This is a genomic window from Nisaea sediminum (assembly GCF_014904705.1).
GTDB classification, from domain to species: domain Bacteria; phylum Pseudomonadota; class Alphaproteobacteria; order Thalassobaculales; family Thalassobaculaceae; genus Nisaea; species Nisaea sediminum.
This window is the reverse complement of record NZ_JACZCQ010000006.1, coordinates 742,101-759,926: the sequence shown is the minus strand read 5'-3', so window position 1 is coordinate 759,926 and position 17,826 is coordinate 742,101. Positions and strand designations below refer to the sequence as shown.

Genomic DNA, 17,826 nt, shown 5'->3' with positions numbered 1-17,826 from the left:
GCTCGCTACCTCCGGGACCGCCGGATCATTTCACCAACGAATGCAATGCCGCCTCGCCCGCAGACGCCAGCGTCTTGCGCCGGTCCATCTCGTTCAACGTGTCGAGGACCTTGTTCATCATCGCTCCCTGCGCGGATTCCGACGCCCGCTTGTCGATGCTGAGCAGCCGGTCGACGCTCGCCACCAGGGACGAGGTCCCGACGACGGCATTCTGCTGCTGATGCGACACCATGTTGGCGTAGAGCACGCTCGTCGCTTCCGCGAGGGAGGTGTAGAGCGGCAGCGCCGAACTCGCCGGCGCCAAGCCGAGAGTCATCGTGTTGGTCTGTGTGACCGAGTCGGTCACCTGGTCGTTGACGGAGCTTCGTTCCGGCATGTCACTCTCCTCAAGGCACAATGTGCGTGCGGGGAAGGGGGGAGGCGGTCGCTAGTTCGCGCCGCCTCCGCTCACTTCGGACCGTCGACCTCAGGTAACCGGCGCGGAGGCCGCTTTCAGGGACGACAGCAATGCCAGCATGTTGTTGGGCACGTCGCTGTTGCCGATCTTCGAGGTCGCCGCAGCCCCGGCCATGGTGTCCACGCTGTAAACCTGGATCACACCCTGGTTGGTCGAGGCCTGGGCCGCGATCTGCAGCTGTTGCTGCGAGCTCACGGCGTTCTCATAGAGAATGCCGGTGGAGTGCGCGAGCGACTGGAAAATCGCCCCCATGCTCATTGCCGGCGCATCTCCCAGGACCTTCACATTGGCCTGGGTGACGGAGTCGGTGATCATGCCGTTGACCGGTGTATTGTCTGCCATTGCATTACTCCATTCGCCGCAGGGGCAGACATCCGGGCACCGGCAGTGGACATGCGCTCGTACAATGGAACCAAACTCCCCATTGCCGCGGGCTTCCTACCGGTTGCACTGGTGCGTCCGATCCTCTCGGCTGGTTGGGATTACCGCACCCCGGGGCCTACCGCCGCGGGTCTACCCCGGGTGCGAGGGTCGAGTGATCTCGGGACGGCCTTAGCCGACCGGACCCGTGCTCGTCGCCTTCAGGGCCGTCAGCAGCGACAGCATGTTGTTCGGCACGTCGCTGTTGCCGATCTTCGACGTCGCGACCGCGTCGGCCATGGTGTCGATGCTGTAGATCTGGATCACGCCCTGGTTGGTCGCGGCCTGCGCGGCGATGCCGAGCTGCTGCTGCGAACTGACGGCGTTCTCATAGAGAATGCCCGTGGAATGCGCGAGCGACTGGTAGATCGCTCCCATCGCCATCGCCGGGGAGTCGCCCAGAACCTTCACATTGGCCTGGGTGACGGAGTCGGTGATCTGGCCGTTGACCGGAGTTGGGATTGCCATCTCTGTCTCCTCAATACTGCTGGTTTCAGGACCGTCCGCCCCGTCTCGCCTTGCTCTCAACTGGGCGCGAACACATCAATGACGCACCACCCGCAATAGGTGTGAACAAGAAATCTCAGGTTGGCCCGGCGCCGCTGCGACGCAGCCGTTCGCGGGCCAGCTGGACGCGCTTGCGGGCGGTGCAATTGGGAATGCAGAGCCGCTCGGCGATCTCCTTGTAGGAGAGCCCCTCGAGGAACCGGAGCATCAGCGGCACCCGCAGCAGTTCCGGCAGTTCGTCGAGCGCCGCCTGCAGCGTGCGCATGGCCTCGCCGGTCTCCGCCACTTCCTCCGGCGTCGGCTCGGGTGTGGGAGCCGACGGGATATCGTCGCCGTCCGCCATCGCCAGAACCTCGTCGGTCCAGCGCTTCTGGCGCGCGCGCGCACGATAGAAATCGATGCAGGAATTGTGCACCAGACGCGACAGCCAGGCGCGCTGATTTGCGATGCCCTCGCCGCCGCCTTCGGCAAAATGAGACGAGGCCCGGACCAGGGCATTTCCAAGGGCATCCTCGGCGTCCGCCATGTTCCCGGACATCAGGCGCATGCATTGTCTTAAGAGTTGGTTCTGATGGGTCGACCAGAGTTCCCAGAAATCTTCCGGCGGCAGCTGCCCGGCTTCGGAAGGTGCGGGACGCGGGGGAGGCGGCGCTGGAACCTCTCGTACGGGAACCGGACCGGCAAATCCGCCGGCCGAACGCGCGATGAGATCCACCGCACTCCGCGTCGCCTCTGCGAAGAGATCGCCGGACAGACCCGCTCCGGGCGCAGTCCGGCCATTGCCGCTGTCCTGGTTACCAGTCCCCACGTGAAGCCCCGACACGTTGAAAGTGTTCTGTGCTTTGAATGCGACGGTCTGAGTAATTTTTTACTCAGGGCCGTGCAGTAGGGACGAAACAGACAGTCGAACCGTGAACGCAATAGTAGAAAAATCGAAAATAAAAAAACGGCCGGGACGTTTCCCCGGCCGTTCCTTTACGTATCTATAGAAGGCTCAGGCGGCCTTCTTGAGGTGATCCTTCACCAGCGCTTCCGCAATCTGCACCGCGTTGAGGGCCGCGCCCTTGCGCAGGTTGTCCGAGACGCACCAGAAGACGAGACCGTTCTTCACGGTCGGGTCCTTGCGGATACGGCTGACATAGACCGCGTCCTCGCCCGCGCATTCATGCGGGGTGACGTAGCCTTCGTCCTCGCGGTGATCCACCACCACAATCCCCGGGAAGTTGCTCATCGCGGCACGGGCTTCCTCGACGCTGATCGGCTTCTCGGTCTCGATGAAGACCGCCTCGGAATGACCGATGAAGACCGGCACGCGCACGCAGGTTGCGACCAGTTCGATCGCCGGATCGAGGATCTTCTTGGTCTCCCCGGTCATCTTCCATTCTTCCTTCGTCGAGCCGTCATCCATGAAGACGTCGATATGCGGGATCACGTTGAACGCGATCTGCTTGGTGAACTTCTCCTTCTCGACGGGGTCGTTCACGTAGATCGCCCGGGTCTGGGTAAAGAGTTCGTCCATGCCTTCCTTGCCGGCGCCGGAGACCGACTGGTAGGTGGAGACAACGGCGCGCTTGATCTTCGCCATGTCGTGCAGCGGCTTCAGCGCCACGACGAGCTGCGCGGTCGAGCAGTTCGGATTGGCGATGATGTTGCGCTTGCCGTAGCGCGCGAGGGCATTCGCGTTCACCTCCGGCACCACCAGCGGCACGTCCGGATCCATGCGGAAATGCGAGCTGTTGTCGATCACCACGCAACCTGCCGCGGCCGCCTTCGGACCGTATTCCGCGGAGATCGAGCCGCCGGCGGAGAACAGGGCGATGTCGGTGCCTTTGAAGTCGTAAGTCGAGAGGTTCTGGACCTTGAGCGTCTTGTCCTCGCCGTAGGACACTTCGGTGCCCACCGATTTCTCGGAAGCCAGCGCGACGACTTCGGTCGCCGGAAAATCGCGCTCGGCGAGAGTGGAAAGCATTTCACGACCAACGGCGCCGGTTGCGCCGACTACGGCAACTTTATAGCCCATGGTTCTGGTCCATTCCTTTTGTTGTTGAAGTCCATAAACGACTTCGGCGGGAGACTTACGCCCCCCGCCGAGTAAATTCAAGCAATGCTGGTTGGGAGGGGGCTATCCCGATACGAGTTTATCCAGCTCTTTAAGCAGGCTGTCGGTCATGACCGTAGTCGAGACGCGTGCCATGCCGTCCTGCATGATGTCCGCGGTTCGCAGCCCCGATTTCAGGACGTTCTGGATCGCCTTCTCCAGCATGTCCGCTTCCTCGCCCATATCGAACGAATACCGCAGCGCCATCGCGAAGCTGAGCATCTCGGCGATCGGGTTCGCGATTCCCTTGCCTGCGATATCCGGCGCAGAGCCGTGCACCGGCTCGTAGAGCGCGTGGCGCTTGCCGGTCACCTCGTCGACGGCGCCGAGCGAGGCCGACGGCAGCATGCCGAGCGAGCCGGTCAGCATCGCGGCGCAGTCCGAGAGAATGTCACCGAAGAGGTTGTCGGTCACGATGACGTCGAACTGCTTCGGATTGCGGACCAGCTGCATGGCGCAGTTGTCGGCATACATGTGGTCGAGCTTGACGCCTTCGCCCTCGGCCTTGTGCAGGTTGGTCATGACCTCCCGCCAGAGCACGCCGGACATCATGACATTGGCCTTCTCGACGGAGGTCACCCGGCTGTCGCGCTTGCGTGCGAGATCGAAGGCGACCCGGCCAATGCGCTCGATTTCCGGGGTCGTGTAGACCTGGGTGTCGTAACCCTTCTTGGTGCCGTCCGGCAGCTCGTCGATACCGCGCGGCTGGCCGAAATAAACGCCGCCGGTCAGCTCGCGCAGGATCATGATGTCGAGGCCTGCGACCAGCTCCCGCTTCAGCGAGGAGGCATCGGCCATCGCGTCGAACACCATCGCCGGGCGCAGGTTGGCGAAGAGATCCATTTCCTTGCGCAGGCGCAGCAGGCCGCGCTCCGGCTTTACCTCGAACGGGAGGTCGTCGTACTGCGGGCCACCGACCGCACCGAACAGGACGGCATCGGAATCCACGGCATCGGCCAGGGTCTCGTCGGTCAGCGGCGTGCCGTGCTTGTCGTAGGCGGCGCCGCCCACAAGGCCTTCCTGCAGGTCGAAACTGACAGACCGCTTCTTCGCCATCCAGTCGACGACGCGGAGCACTTCCTTGACGACTTCGGGACCGATCCCGTCGCCGCCGAGAACAAGCATTTTACGATTGGAGGCCATGAATTCTGCTTACCCTAGTGAGACCGGCCTTCGCGCGGGCCGGAAAATGCGTGCTTTTTATAGAGAGCCCGGCGCTCTTGGGAAACCCTTGAGCGCCGGAATGGTTCCGTATTTCGCGGAAAATTTCCGTCAGGAGGCGGCGAGCCAGGGGCGCTCAGTCTTTTCCTTGTCCTCGAACTTGTCGATCGCAGTGCCCTTCTCCATGGTCAGGCCGATATCGTCGAGACCGTTGAGAAGGCAGTGCTTGCGGAACTCGTCGACCTCGAAGGCGATCTTCTCGCCGTTCGGGCGGCCGATTTCCTGGTTTTCCAGATCGATCTCGAGAACCGCGTTGGAGCCCTTCTCGGCATCGTCCATCAGCTCGTCCAGCTGCTCCTTGGTCACCTTGATCGGCAGGATCCCGTTCTTGAAGCAGTTGTTGAAGAAGATGTCCGCGAAGCTGGTGGAGATCACGCAGCGGATACCGAAATCGAGCAGCGCCCAAGGGGCATGCTCGCGCGAGGATCCGCAACCGAAATTCTCTCCGGCGACGATCACCTGCGCCTTGCGGTAGGCCGGCTTGTTCAGCACGAAGTCCGGGTTTTCGCTGCCGTCGTCCTTGTAGCGCATCTCGGCGAAGGCATGCTTGCCGAGACCCGACCGCTTGATCGTCTTCAGATAGTTCTTCGGAATGATCATGTCGGTGTCGATGTTCATGATGTTCATCGGCGCCGCGACACCGGAGAGCTTGGTGAATTTATCCATTGTCTCTCTCCTCCCTTAGTTCAGCAGGTCGCGGACGTCGGTCAGGTGACCGGCCACCGCCGCCGCCGCCGCCATCGCCGGACTCACCAGATGGGTGCGTCCGCCGCGGCCCTGACGGCCTTCGAAATTGCGGTTCGAGGTCGAGGCGCAGCGTTCGCCCGGCTCCAGCCGGTCGGCGTTCATCGCGAGGCACATGGAGCAGCCCGGCTCGCGCCATTCGCAGCCCGCCTCGAGGAAGATCTTGTCCAGACCCTCCTCCTCGGCCTTTTCCTTCACCAGACCGGAGCCCGGAACGATGATCGCGTTCACAGTGTCGGCGATCTTGCGGCCCTTCAGCACGCCCGCGGCGATCCGGAGATCCTCAAGGCGGCCGTTGGTGCAGGAGCCGATGAAGATCTTGTCGATCTTCACCTCGCTGATCGGCGCACCGGCCGTGAGGCCCATATATTCAAGCGAGCGGGCGATCTTCGCCTTGCGCACCGGATCGGCGATCTGTTCCGGATCCGGAATGTTCGCGGTGATCGGGATCACCTCTTCCGGGTTCGTGCCCCAGGTGACCTGCGGGACGATCTCGGCCGCGTCCAGTTCGACCTCGGTGTCGTAGACCGCGCCCTCGTCGGACGGCAGCGTCTTCCAGTAGGCGACGGCCTGTTCCCAGGCGCCGGCCTTCGGGGCGAACGGGCGGCCCTTCAGGTACTCGAACGTGGTCTCGTCCGGCGCAATCAGACCGGCGCGGGCGCCCGCCTCGATCGACATGTTGCAGATCGTCATCCGCGCTTCCATGGAGAGACCGCGGACCGCTTCGCCGGCGAACTCGATCACATGGCCGGTACCGCCGGCGGTGCCGATCTTGCCGATGATGGCGAGCACGATATCCTTGGAATTCACGCCCTTGGGCAGCTTGCCCTTGACCGTGATGCGCATGTTCTTGGCCGGCTTCTGCACCAGCGTCTGGGTCGCCAGCACATGTTCGACTTCGGAGGTTCCGATGCCGAAGGCGAGCGCACCGAAGGCGCCGTGGGTCGAGGTGTGGCTGTCGCCGCAGACGATCGTCGTGCCCGGCAGGGTGAAGCCCTGCTCCGGACCGATGATGTGCACGATGCCCCGGCGCTGGTCCTTCATGTCAAAGTACGGCACGCCGAAATCGGAGACGTTCTGCTCGAGGGTCGCGACCTGGATCCGCGACTCCTCGTCGAGAATGCCCTTGTCGAGATCCTTCGTCGGGACGTTGTGGTCGGCGACCGCGAGGGTAAATTCCGGGCGGCGCACCTTGCGGCCGGCATTCCGGAGCCCTTCGAAGGCCTGCGGGCTGGTGACTTCATGCACCAGATGGCGGTCGATATAAATGAGACAGGTTCCGTCGTCCTGAACGTCGACCAGATGATCCTGCCAGATTTTGTCGAACAGCGTACGCGGCTTTGACATCGCTGCTATGCTTCCTCTCATCTTGAGCGCCGTTTCCGATCAGCCACGATTGGGCCGACGGCTCTTCTTCTTAAGGCGCAACATATCTCTCGTCCCGAGACGGGCCCGGAGCATAACGAGTCGATCCTGCGGAAAAAAGCTGAATCTTGCGGGGAAACCGGGCTTTTCCGAAATTTACGAACCGATAAGGGCCAAATTCGAATGGATCTGAACGCGATTACTTCCACATTGGAAGGATTTGGCCTCTGGAACCTGCTTTTAGCCGCCGGAACGGTCGGTCTGGCGGGATTGGTCCGCGGCTTCTCCGGTTTCGGCGCGGCGATGATCTCAATTCCGCTACTGAGCCTGCTGTTCGGCCCGCAGGTCGCGCTCGCCACCCTCACCACAATGGAAATGCCGGCGCAGCTCCAGCTGCTGCGGCTGTCGCGCCGGGAGGCGGACTGGAAGCAGGCGGCGCCGATGGCACTCGGCGGGATCGCCGCCCTGCCGCTCGGCACCTGGATCCTGGTCTCGATCGATCAGGAGCTGCTCCGCAAGGCGATCTCAGTGATCGTATTGCTGCTGGTGGCGGTGCTGGCGAGCGGCTACCGGCACACGATGACACGCCGTCTCGGCCGGGACATCGCGATCGGTTCGGTCGCCGGTTTCCTCAACGGCTCCACCGGGCTCGGCGGACCGCCGATCATCTTCTACCTGCTCTCGGGACCCTATGCGCCGGCGGCGGTGCGCGCCAACATCACCGCCTTCTTCCAGATCGGCTTCGTCTTCGTGGTGGCGAGCTATGTCTGGTTCGGCGTGCTGACCCCGGAACGGATGCTGCTCGGCGCTCTCATGGCGCCGTTCTACATGACCGGGATCTGGGGCGGCGGGAAGCTGTTCCATCTCGCCAGCGAACGGACCTTCCGGCGCATCGCCTACATCCTGCTCTCGGTGATCGGCGCCGGCACGCTGTTCGGATAGGCCCAAAAGAAAACGGGAGCGCCAAGGCGCTCCCGCTCGAAAATTCCATGCTTTGAAGCTTACGCTTCGGCCGAACCGGTTTCCGGAACGGCGACGCTCGCCTTGGCACGGTTGGTCACCTTCTCGGCGATACGCGCCGCTTTGCCGCGACGGCCGCGCAGGTAGTAGAGCTTCGCCCGGCGGACCTTACCGCGGCGGGTCACCTCGATGCTGTCGAGGCGCGGGGAGTAGAGCGGAAACACACGCTCGACGCCTTCGCCGTAGGAGATCTTGCGGACGGTGAAGGAGGAGTTCAGGCCGTCGTTCTTGCGCGCGATGCAGACGCCTTCATAGGCCTGCACACGCTCGCGGGTGCCTTCGACGACGCGGACATTCACCTTCACGGTGTCGCCCGGGCCGAAATCCGGAACCGGACGTTCGGCAACGAGCTTATCAAGCTGCTCTTTTTCGAGCTGTTGTACGATGTTCATTCTTCTTCTCCAGGTCTTGCCGGTGGCGACCGGTCCAACCAGGGGACCGGTGAATACCGACGCTCGAAACACATGCAGCTCATGACCTGCCCGACCACCGGGCCGCAGAGGAGCGGCATGCCGCATTCCAAAAAGCCGAGACTGGACAGACGCGCCGTCCGCTCCGCTCACTCGTCCGATCCGCGATAGCGTTCCCAGAGGTCCGGGCGCCGCTCGCGCGTGATCTCTTCCGACTGTTCCCGCCGCCATTTCGCGATCTTCGCGTGGTGGCCGGACAGCAGCACCTCGGGCACGGATAGTCCGTTCCAGTCCCGAGGCTGCGTGTAGAGGGGATACTCCAGCAGCCCCTCCTCGAAACTCTCCTCGTCCAGCGTCGCCGCCGTGCCGAGCACGCCCGGCAGCAGACGGATGCAAGCATCCAGCAGCGCCAGGGCCGGGATCTCGCCGCCCGAAAGCACGAAATCCCCGAGACTGACCTCACACAAGCCGCGGGCGTCGATCACCCGCTGGTCCAGTCCCTCGTAGCGCCCGCAGAGCAGCACCACACCGGGGCCCGCCGCGAGCTCCCGCGCCATCGTCTGGTCGAACCTGACGCCGCGCGGGCTCAAATAAATTCTGCGGCCCGGAACGTCGTCGACGGCGGCCAATGCCGCGTCGACCACATCGGGCCGCATCACCATTCCGGAACCGCCCCCGAAGGGGGTGTCGTCCACGGAGCGGTGCTTATCGCTCGCAAAGTCCCTGATGTCCAGCGTTTTCAGGGACCAGCGGCCCGCCAGGCGGGCCTTTTCGGCGATCGAATGCCCGAGCGGTCCCGGGAACATTTCCGGGAACAGGCTGAGCACCGTCGCCTGCCAGGGGGCCGCCGCGTCAGCCATGGTCCGCTTCGGCCTCGCGGTCCTCGTCCGACGCCTCGTCCAGAAGCCCCGCCGGCGGATCGACCAGAAGCCGTCCGGCCCCGAGGTCGATCTCCGGAACCGCGGTTTCGTCGAACGGCACCAGCACGGTCTTGCGGCTGTCCGGCAGGCGGATCTCCAGGAGATCGCCGGCACCGAAATTCTGCACTGCGACCACCGTGCCGAGAGTCTCGCCCGCGACCAGATCCGCCCGGAGGCCGATCAGATCCGCATGGTAGAACTCGTCCTCGTCCGCCTCCGGCAGCCGGTCCCGGTCGATCAGAAGCTCGGTGCCCTTGAGGGCCTCCGCCGCGTTCCGGTCGCCGATTCCGGCGATACGCACCAGCAGCACGCCTTTCGCCTGGCCGGTCACCTCGAGCTCGTAGCTCTTTCCCGCGGCATCCTTCAGCGGTCCATAGGCGGCGATGTCTTCCGGCTGCTCGGTGAAACTCTTCACCCGGAGCATGCCGCGCACGCCATGGACGCCGACGATGACGCCGAGAGTGACCGGCTCGGCCATCGGAACTTAGCCCTCGGACTTCTCTTCCTCGGCCGCGACTTCCTCGGCGGGAGCCTCTTCAGCCGGGGCCTCTTCGGCCGGAGCAGCGGCTTCGGCAGCAGCAGCCTCGGCGGCGGCGGCAGCCTCGGCGGCAGCGGCTTCGGCGGCCTCGGCAGCCTTCGCGGCCTCTTCCTCTTCACGCTCCTGGCGCTTCTGGCCCGGGGCGGACTTCTTCGGCTGGTCGCGATACTCGAACTTGGCCATCAGGTCGATGGAGGCGAGCATCTTGTGGACCCGGTCGGTCGGCTTCGCGCCAACGGAGATCCAGTGCTTGATGCGATCGGCGTTCACCACGAGCCGGTCCGCATGCTCCTTCGGGAGCATCGGGTTGTAGGTGCCGAGCTTCTCGATGAAGAGGCCGTCCCGCGGGGACGTGCCCTCGGCGACGACGATGCGGTAGAACGGGCGCTTCTTGGCGCCACCGCGCGACAGACGAATACGAAGGGACATTGGTTTCTTCCTTTCAGATACGCGATTAGCTGTTCACTTGATTCCGAAATTACTTCTTGCCGGGGAAACCGGGCGGCAGCATGCCTCCCGGAAGCTTCGGCATGCCTTTGCCAGAGAGGCCGGGCGGAAGCTGGCCGCCGGCGCCGGGCATGCCTCCACCGCCGCCGCCGAGCAGGGCCCCGAGGCCCTTCATGCCGCCCATCTTGCCCATCTGTTTCATGACCCGGGTCATGTCCTGGTGCTGCTTCAGGAGCTTGTTGACCTCCTGAACGCTGGTGCCCGAACCGGCCGCGATGCGGCGCCGGCGCGAGGCATTCATCAGTTTCGCGTTCTTCCGCTCCGCCTTGGTCATGGAGAGGATGATCGCTTCCTGCTTCTTGATGACGTTCTCGTCGATATTGGCGCCGGCCATCTGTTTCTGCAGCTTGCCGATGCCCGGAAGCATCGACATGACGCCGCCGAGGCCGCCCATCTTCTTCACCTGCCGGAGCTGGGAGAGCATGTCCTCGAGGTCGAACATGCCCTTCTGCATCTTCTTCGCGATGCGCTCGGCTTCCTCGATCTCGATGGTCTCCGCGGCCTTCTCGACCAGGCTGACCACGTCGCCCATGCCGAGGATCCGGCCGGCGACACGTTCGGGATGGAAATCCTCCAGCGCGTCGGCCCGCTCGCCGACACCGACACCCTTGATCGGAACCCCGGTGACCGCGCGCATGGAAAGCGCCGCGCCGCCGCGCGCATCGCCGTCCATCCGGGTCAGCACGATGCCGGTCAGCCCGACCCGCTCATGGAAATTGCGCGCCGTGGTGACGGCGTCCTGGCCGGTCATCGCGTCGGCGACGAGGAGAGTCTCGACCGGCTTCACCGCGTCGCGGACCTGGATCACCTCGTTCATCATCGACTCGTCGATGGAGAGCCGGCCGGCGGTATCCAGCATGACCACGTCGAAGCCCTGCAGCTTGCCCGCGGCCATCGCCCGTTTCGCAATCGAAACGGGAGTCTCGTTCTCGGCGATCGGCAGGGTCGCGACCTCGATCTGCTCGCCCAGCACGCGGAGCTGTTCGCGCGCCGCCGGACGGTAGATATCGAGCGAGGCCATCAGGACCTTCTTGCGGTCCCGCTCCTTCAGCCGCTTGGCCAGCTTCGCGGTGCTGGTGGTCTTGCCGCCGCCCTGCAGGCCGACCATCAGGATCGGCACCGGTGGAACGGCGTTGAGATTGATCGTGCCGGCCTCGGTGCCGAGCATCTCCACGAGATTGTCGTGGACGATCTTGATCACCTGCTGGCCGGGGGAGACGGACTTGATGACTTCCTGGCCGACCGCGCGCTCGCGCACCCGGTCGATGAAGTCCTTCACCACCGGCAGCGCGACATCGGCCTCGAGCAGGGCCACGCGCACTTCGCGCAGCGCAGCCGTCACGTCGGCTTCTTTCAGCGCGCCGCGTTTCTTCAGGCGATCGAAAACCTCGCCGAGCCGGTTCTGCAAACTGTCGAACATGCGTCCGTAAACTCCAATTCCACCCGGTTTCACCAGCCTGAAAAGGCCCAAAGCAGTTGCGCGCCCGTGCTCGAACACTCGAGGACGGACGGAACCCGTGAAGGTCTCAGCAGACTGGTTTTTGCCGAGAGGGCCGGAACATATGGGCGCCGCGCGAGAGAGTCAAGCATTCCTGCGGTGTTCCGGGTCCTGCGGGCAAATCTCGCCCGATCCGGACGAGGGAGAGCCGCGATCCGTCGCTTTTGCCTTAGCATCGCTGCATGTGGTCGCTAGGCTGTGGACCCGCAACCCGAATGCGGAAATGACCGCGACGTGCCGCCGCCCGGAGACCTCCCATGAAGCTCGAAAGCCTGAAGACCTTCATCGTCGGCAACCCGCCGCCGGGCTTCGGTGGGCGCTATTTCCTGTTCCTGAAGCTGCGCACCGCCTGCGGCATCGAGGGCGTCGGCGAGGTCTATGCCGCCTCTTTCGGCCCGAAGGTCGTGGCGGCGATGGTGGAGGACGTCTTCGCGCGCTATCTCGAGGGAAACGACCCGCACCATGTCGAGCGCTTCTGGCGCCGCGCCCACGGCTCCGGCTTCACCCAGCGCCCCGACCCCTCGATGATGGGCGTCGTCAGCGGGCTGGAGATGGCCTGCTGGGACATCGTCGGCAAGGCGGCGGGCAAGCCGGTCTACGAACTGCTCGGCGGCATGGTGAACGAGCGCCTGCGCACCTATACCTATCTCTATCCCCGTCCTGAGGACGATCCGGCGACCTTCTACAACAGCCCGGAGAAGAGCGCGGAGGCGGCCGCCGCCTGCGTCGCCGAGGGCTTCACCGCGGTGAAGTTCGATCCCGCCGGCCCCTACACTGCCTTCGGCGGACACCAGCCGGACATGGAGATCCTCGACCGCTCGGAAGCCTTCTGCCGGCTGATCCGGGAGGCGGTCGGCGGCCGGGCGGACCTGCTTTTCGGCACCCACGGCCAGTTCACCGCCGCCGGCGCGCAACGCCTCGCGCGGCGGCTGGAGCCCTACGACCCGCTCTGGTTCGAGGAACCCACCCCGCCGGACATGCCGGAGGAGATGGCGAAGGTGGCCGTGGCCACGTCGATCCCGGTCGCGACCGGCGAGCGGTTGACCACCAAGTGGGAATTCCGCCGCGTGCTGGAGACCGGCGCCGCCTCGATCCTGCAGATGAACATGGGAAGGGTCGGCGGCCTGCTCGAAGGCAAGAAGATCGCCGGCATGGCCGAGGCCTTCTACGCCCAGGTCGCGCCGCATCTCTATTGCGGCCCGGTGGTCGGCGCCGCCAACGTCCAGCTCGCCGCCTGCATCCCGAACTTCCTGGTGCTGGAGAGCATCCGCAAATGGGACGGCTTCCACGCCGACATCCTCAAAACCCCGATGCGCTGGGAGGACGGCTATGTCATCCCGCCGACAGCGCCGGGCCTCGGCGTGGAGCTGAACGAGGAGGTCGCGCTGGCGCATCCCTATGAGGGCGACCAGCTGCACCTGCAGATGAGTCAGGAGCCGTTCGAGGTCGCGGGGGAGCCCTTCGCGGGAGGCTAGCGACTCATTTCACAAATCTCGAAACAAGCGCTGATATTGCTATGAGCACCGCAAACGCAGCGAGAAAAATCAGATTAAATACCTGCGCACGGTCGATAATCTTGTTCAAACGCTGCTCGAAATATTGTTTCGCCTTTTCGGTCCGCCCTTTACGACTGAAGTAGCCGATACGGTCTCCATATTGCGCATGCGCTTTGTTGAAGCGGTAAATCGCCCAGAAATACCTTACGCCCGTATAAATCATCATAAGGGCTGTCGGAACGACGAATAAGAAAACGAATATCTTTTCCATACGCCCAGAAGCCGCGGGAAGGGTGTGCGCGAGAGGCCCTACTTCGCGATCCCGTCGAACGCATGCCGGTCCATGCCGGAATTGACGCCCGCCTCGACCAGGCCCGACCAGGTGCCCGGATCGACCGGGATGCCGTTCGCCTTGCGGTCCGCCGCGGTCTCGCGCTCCGGCTCGCCCGCGACGCGGACCTTGTCCGTGCCCTCCGCCGGGCGCGCGCTGGTGACGTAGGCGAGCATGGAATCAATCAGGTCGCCGAACGGGATGTCCCTGCCGAAGCCCTTCGGGTCGATGATCACCGTCAGCATGGAGTTGCAGATCGTGTCGCGCTTCTGGTGCGCCGGGTCGGTCACGGGACCGCCGAGCAGCGCCGCGCCCAGGATCTCGCCGAGCAGGGCGAGACCGTAGCCCTTGTGCTGGCCGAAGGCCTGCAGGGCGCCGTTCGGCTCCTCGTACATCACCGCCGCGTTGCGGGTCGGCTGGCCGTTATGGTCGATCAGCGCGCCCTCGACCACTTCCTTGCCGGCATTGTAGGCGACCCGGACCTTGCCGAGCGCGACACGGCTGGTCGCCATGTCGAGCACGAACATCGGGTTCTTCCCGGTCGCCGGAATGGCCGTGCAGTAGGGGTTGGTCGAATAGCGCGCCTCGGCCCCGCCCCAGGGGGCGACGATCGGGCGGTGGCCGACGACATTGACGAAATGGATCGAGATGAAGCCCGCGCGGGCGCAGATCTCGCCCCAGGCACCGATCCGTCCGAGATGGTGCGAGTTGCGCAGCCCGACGATCGCGGCACCCGCGGTGCGCGCCCGGTCGAGCCCAAGATGCATCGCTTCGGCGCCGGTCACCTGTCCGTAGGCCATGTTGCCGTCGAGCAGCAGATAGACCCCGTTGTCGGAGACATGGCTGACATGGCCGTTCACAGTCAGCGTGCCGGTCTGCGCGTGGCGCATGTACTGCCCGACGAGCCCGATGCCGTGGCTGTCATGCCCGAGCAGATTGGCCTCGACCAGATTGCGCGCGACCTTGCGCGCCTCCTCCGGGTTGCTACCCGCCCGGCCGATCATCTCCGTGACCAGTTCCTCGAGCGCCTCATGCGCGACCGTGATCATTGTTCCGCTCCCTTGGCATCAACTTTCGGCGCACACGGTAGCGGGCAGCGTGACGTATTGGAATTGCCGGATGCAGCCGATATATATGCCGCCATGAGACAGATCGCGTTCCTCAAGATGAACGGCCTCGGCAACGACTTCGTCGTGCTGGACGGCCGCGTGCCCGGCCCGGCCCTCACGGAGCGGGATTACCGCGCCGTGGGCAACCGGAGGCGCGGCGTCGGCTACGACCAGTTCCTCACCATCGAGGCGGCGAAGAACGGCGGTGACGCCTTCATGCGGATCCACAATCCGGACGGCAGCGAGGCCGGCGCCTGCGGCAACGGCACACGCTGCGTCGCCGACCTTGTGATGACGGAACTCGGCAAGGAGCGGATCGGGCTCGAAACCATCGCGGGCACGCTGGTCTGCGAACGTCTTGAGGACGGACGGGTCCGGGTCGACATGGGCCCGGCGCGTCTGGAGGCGGCGGAGATCCCGCTTGCGAAGGACCTCGATACGCTGAATGTCGAGATCCCCGGCAATCCCTACGGACCCGCCTGCTGCGTCAATATGGGCAACCCGCATGCCGTCATCTTCGTCGAGGATGCGGAGGCGATCCCGCTTTCCGAGATCGGCCCGAAGCTGGAGACCAGTCCGCTCTTCCCCGACCGCGCCAATATCGAGTTCGCCACCGTGCGCGGACCCGAAGACATCCGCATGCGGGTCTGGGAACGCGGCGCGGGCATCACCGAGGCCTGCGGCTCCGGCGCCTGCGCGGTGCTGGTGGCGGCGGCGCGGCGCGGCCTGACCGGCCGGAAGGCGGATGTGGAACTCGACGGCGGCGTGCTCACCATCGAGTGGCGCGAGGACGGCCATGTGCTGATGACCGGCCCGGTCGCGCTCAGCTTCAAGGGCACGCTCGACCTCGACACGCTCGCTTAAGAGCCCGCACCATGCGGCGCGCGCATGGCACACCGCTGCCCGGAAGGCTTGCATTCGGGGCCGTTTCCGGCCATTTCTCGCCCCATGAACCAGACTGACGACAATACGGACGGGCGCACTACGGGCCGGCCGGTCGAGACTTTCGGCTGCCGCCTCAATGCCTATGAGTCCGAGGTCATCCGCGACCATCTCGCCCGCGCCGGGCGCGAGGATGTCGTCGTCATCAATACCTGCGCCGTCACCAAGGAGGCCGAGCGCCAGGCGCGTCAGGCGATCCGCAAGGCCCGCCGCGCCAATCCCACGGCCGAGATCGTGGTAACCGGCTGCGCCGCGCAGATCGATCCCGCCGCCTATGCCGCGATGGAAGAGGTCGACCGGGTGGTCGGCAACGAGGAGAAGCTGAAGGCGGAAACCTGGAATGCTCCGGGCGAAGCCAGGATTCTCGTCAACGACATCATGAGCGTGAAGGAGACGGCGTCGCATCTCGTCGCCGGTCTCGAAGGGCGTGCCCGGGCCTTCGTGCAGGTCCAGCAGGGCTGCGACCACCGCTGCACCTTCTGCATCATTCCCTTCGGCCGCGGCAACAGCCGCTCCGTGCCGATGGGCGAGATCGTGCGCCAGGTGCGCGAGCTGGTCGCGAACGGTTACCGCGAGATCGTGCTGACCGGCGTCGACATCACCTCCTACGGCGCCGACCTGCCGGGCAAGCCGGAGCTCGGGCAGATGGTACGCCGCCTGTTGGCGCTGGTACCGGAGCTGCCGCGCCTCCGCCTCTCCTCGATCGACGCCGTCGAGATCGACGATGATCTGTTGACGCTGGTGCGGGACGAGCCCCGGCTCATGCCGCATCTCCATGTCAGCCTGCAGGCAGGCGACGACATGATCCTGAAGCGCATGAAGCGCCGGCATAACCGTTCCGACATCATAACGTTCTGTCGCGAGATGCGGGCGGCCCGTCCCGACATCGCCTTCGGCGCCGACATCATCGCCGGCTTCCCGACCGAGAGTGAGGAGATGTTCGCGAACTCCCTCGCGCTGGTCGAGGAATGCGGCCTCTCCTATCTCCACGTCTTCCCCTATTCCGCCCGTCCGGGCACCCCGGCGGCGAAGATGCCGCAGGTTCCGGGCCCGTTGCGCAAGGAACGGGCGGCGAAACTGCGCGCCGCGGGCGAGGCGAATCTCGCGCGCTTCCTCGAAAGCCTCGCCGGCAGCCTGCAATCCGTGCTGGTCGAGAAGCCGGATTTCGGGCGCGCGGAGAATTTCGCGCCGGTCCGCCTTGAGGGCGGCATTCCCGGCGAGATCGTGCCGGTCCGGATCACCGGCAGCGACGGCACCCACCTGATCGGTCAGATAGAACGGAAATCCGCCGCATGAGCGACGAACAAGCGGGAACGGAGGAGCGCCGGGGCTGGTTCCGGCGCCTGAAAGACGGGCTTGCCAAATCCTCCGGCAAGATCGTCGGCGGGATCTCCGGCGTCTTCACCAAGAAGCGGCTCGACGACGAGAGTCTCGAAGAACTGGAAGAGGTGCTGATCACGGCCGATCTCGGGGTCGAGACTGCGGCCCGCCTGATCGCCAATCTCTCGAAGGAGAAGTTCGGCAAGGACGTGACGGACGAGGAGGTCCGCACCGCCTTCGCTGAGGATATCGCCGAGATCTTGCGCCCGGTCGCAAGGCCGCTCGACGTCGTCACCGGCCGCAAGCCGCATATCGTCCTGATGGTCGGCGTCAACGGCAGCGGCAAGACCACGACGATCGGCAAGCTTGCCAAACAGTTCAGGGATCGCGGCCTCTCGGTCATGATGGCCGCCGGCGACACCTTCCGCGCCGCCGCGATCGAGCAGCTCCAGGTCTGGGGGGAGCGTACCGGAACTCCGGTCATTGCGAAGCCGCAAGGATCTGATGCGGCGGCGCTCGCCTTCGACGCCATCGGCGCGGCGAAGGCCGCAGGCACCGACGTGCTGCTGATCGACACCGCCGGGCGGCTGCAGAACCGGGCCGAGCTGATGGACGAGCTCGCCAAGGTGATCCGCGTCATCCGCAAGCAGGACGAGACGGCGCCGCACGATTGCGTGCTGGTGCTCGACGGCACCGTCGGCCAGAACGCGCACAGCCAGGTGAAGGCCTTCAAGGAAATGGTCGAGGTCAGCGGCCTCGTGATCACCAAGCTCGACGGCAGCACGCGGGGCGGCGTCGTGGTGGCGCTGGCGGACCGGCTCGGCCTGCCGGTCCATGCGGTCGGCGTCGGCGAGAGCGCGGACGACCTGCAGCCCTTCGAGGCCGATCGTTTCGCCCGCGATCTGATGGGGCTGGATTAGCCC

Annotated in this window: 20 protein-coding genes; 5 read left to right on the top strand and 15 right to left on the bottom strand. The window is 64.9% G+C overall.

Annotated elements, in window-relative coordinates:
• Window positions 1-25: 25 nt before the first annotated feature.
• From IG122_RS15635 to leuC, 8 genes are all read right to left on the bottom strand, one after another.
• Window positions 26-376, bottom strand: a complete 351-nt coding sequence (locus IG122_RS15635; protein WP_193185288.1) for a RebB family R body protein — start codon at window positions 374-376, stop codon at window positions 26-28.
• Window positions 377-466: 90 nt separating this feature from the next.
• The gene (locus tag IG122_RS15630; protein WP_193185284.1) at window positions 467-799 is read right to left on the bottom strand and encodes a RebB family R body protein; all 333 of its coding nucleotides are present in this window, start codon (window positions 797-799) and stop codon (window positions 467-469) included.
• Between the two features lie 210 nt (window positions 800-1,009).
• On the bottom strand, window positions 1,010-1,345 hold the full coding sequence (locus tag IG122_RS15625) for a RebB family R body protein (protein ID WP_193185281.1): 336 nt from the start codon (window positions 1,343-1,345) through the stop codon (window positions 1,010-1,012).
• Window positions 1,346-1,460: 115 nt separating this feature from the next.
• On the bottom strand, window positions 1,461-2,192 hold the full coding sequence (locus IG122_RS15620) for an RNA polymerase sigma factor (protein WP_193185277.1): 732 nt from the start codon (window positions 2,190-2,192) through the stop codon (window positions 1,461-1,463).
• Between the two features lie 186 nt (window positions 2,193-2,378).
• Window positions 2,379-3,404 carry an aspartate-semialdehyde dehydrogenase gene (locus IG122_RS15615; RefSeq protein ID WP_193185275.1) on the bottom strand — a complete coding sequence of 342 codons (1,026 nt, stop codon included), beginning with the start codon at window positions 3,402-3,404 and terminating at the stop codon, window positions 2,379-2,381.
• 102 nt (window positions 3,405-3,506) lie between these two features.
• Window positions 3,507-4,625, bottom strand: a complete 1,119-nt coding sequence (gene leuB, locus IG122_RS15610; protein WP_193185273.1) for a 3-isopropylmalate dehydrogenase — start codon at window positions 4,623-4,625, stop codon at window positions 3,507-3,509.
• A gap of 129 nt (window positions 4,626-4,754) precedes the next feature.
• Window positions 4,755-5,369: a 3-isopropylmalate dehydratase small subunit gene (leuD, locus tag IG122_RS15605; protein WP_193185271.1), complete on the bottom strand. Its 615-nt coding sequence runs from the start codon at window positions 5,367-5,369 to the stop codon at window positions 4,755-4,757.
• A gap of 15 nt (window positions 5,370-5,384) precedes the next feature.
• The gene (gene leuC / locus IG122_RS15600; RefSeq protein ID WP_193185270.1) at window positions 5,385-6,794 is read right to left on the bottom strand and encodes a 3-isopropylmalate dehydratase large subunit; all 1,410 of its coding nucleotides are present in this window, start codon (window positions 6,792-6,794) and stop codon (window positions 5,385-5,387) included.
• Between the two features lie 201 nt (window positions 6,795-6,995).
• On the opposite strand from leuC, the gene IG122_RS15595 reads away from it, so the two are divergent.
• Entirely contained in the window at window positions 6,996-7,754 is a 759-nt protein-coding gene (locus IG122_RS15595) for a sulfite exporter TauE/SafE family protein (RefSeq protein WP_193185268.1), read from the top strand.
• A 59-nt stretch (window positions 7,755-7,813) separates the two neighbouring features.
• Here the strand turns inward: IG122_RS15595 and rplS are convergent, their stop codons facing one another.
• The 5 genes from rplS to ffh all read right to left on the bottom strand — a co-directional run bounded on the left by rplS (window position 7,814) and on the right by ffh (window position 11,627).
• Entirely contained in the window at window positions 7,814-8,224 is a 411-nt protein-coding gene (gene rplS, locus IG122_RS15590; protein ID WP_193185265.1) for a 50S ribosomal protein L19, read from the bottom strand.
• A gap of 167 nt (window positions 8,225-8,391) precedes the next feature.
• Window positions 8,392-9,102 carry a tRNA (guanosine(37)-N1)-methyltransferase TrmD gene (trmD, locus tag IG122_RS15585; protein WP_193185262.1) on the bottom strand — a complete coding sequence of 237 codons (711 nt, stop codon included), beginning with the start codon at window positions 9,100-9,102 and terminating at the stop codon, window positions 8,392-8,394.
• The gene (gene rimM, locus IG122_RS15580; protein WP_193185259.1) at window positions 9,095-9,640 is read right to left on the bottom strand and encodes a ribosome maturation factor RimM; all 546 of its coding nucleotides are present in this window, start codon (window positions 9,638-9,640) and stop codon (window positions 9,095-9,097) included. The genes trmD and rimM overlap by 8 nt, the downstream gene beginning before the upstream one ends.
• A 6-nt stretch (window positions 9,641-9,646) precedes the next feature.
• Window positions 9,647-10,129 (bottom strand): 30S ribosomal protein S16, encoded by a 483-nt coding sequence (gene rpsP / locus IG122_RS15575; protein ID WP_193185256.1) that lies wholly within the window; start codon window positions 10,127-10,129, stop codon window positions 9,647-9,649.
• Between the two features lie 49 nt (window positions 10,130-10,178).
• A complete protein-coding gene (ffh, locus tag IG122_RS15570) occupies window positions 10,179-11,627 on the bottom strand; it encodes a signal recognition particle protein (RefSeq protein WP_193185252.1) in 1,449 nt (482 codons plus the stop codon).
• Between the two features lie 335 nt (window positions 11,628-11,962).
• Here ffh and IG122_RS15565 point away from each other — a divergent pair, with 335 nt between their 5' ends.
• Complete coding sequence (locus IG122_RS15565; RefSeq protein WP_193185250.1) at window positions 11,963-13,180, top strand: mandelate racemase/muconate lactonizing enzyme family protein; 1,218 nt, start codon at window positions 11,963-11,965, stop codon at window positions 13,178-13,180.
• A 4-nt stretch (window positions 13,181-13,184) separates the two neighbouring features.
• Here the strand turns inward: IG122_RS15565 and IG122_RS15560 are convergent, their stop codons facing one another.
• Window positions 13,185-13,472 (bottom strand): hypothetical protein, encoded by a 288-nt coding sequence (locus IG122_RS15560; RefSeq protein WP_193185247.1) that lies wholly within the window; start codon window positions 13,470-13,472, stop codon window positions 13,185-13,187.
• 38 nt (window positions 13,473-13,510) lie between these two features.
• On the bottom strand, window positions 13,511-14,581 hold the full coding sequence (locus tag IG122_RS15555) for a malate/lactate/ureidoglycolate dehydrogenase (protein ID WP_193185242.1): 1,071 nt from the start codon (window positions 14,579-14,581) through the stop codon (window positions 13,511-13,513).
• A 93-nt stretch (window positions 14,582-14,674) separates the two neighbouring features.
• On the opposite strand from IG122_RS15555, the gene dapF reads away from it, so the two are divergent.
• The 3 genes from dapF to ftsY all read left to right on the top strand — a co-directional run bounded on the left by dapF (window position 14,675) and on the right by ftsY (window position 17,823).
• Complete coding sequence (gene dapF, locus IG122_RS15550) at window positions 14,675-15,505, top strand: diaminopimelate epimerase (protein WP_193185239.1); 831 nt, start codon at window positions 14,675-14,677, stop codon at window positions 15,503-15,505.
• Between the two features lie 84 nt (window positions 15,506-15,589).
• Window positions 15,590-16,879: a tRNA (N(6)-L-threonylcarbamoyladenosine(37)-C(2))-methylthiotransferase MtaB gene (gene mtaB, locus IG122_RS15545; RefSeq protein WP_193185236.1), complete on the top strand. Its 1,290-nt coding sequence runs from the start codon at window positions 15,590-15,592 to the stop codon at window positions 16,877-16,879.
• Window positions 16,876-17,823: a signal recognition particle-docking protein FtsY gene (gene ftsY, locus IG122_RS15540; RefSeq protein ID WP_193185233.1), complete on the top strand. Its 948-nt coding sequence runs from the start codon at window positions 16,876-16,878 to the stop codon at window positions 17,821-17,823. The genes mtaB and ftsY overlap by 4 nt, the downstream gene beginning before the upstream one ends.
• The last annotated feature ends 3 nt before the right edge of the window (window positions 17,824-17,826 follow it).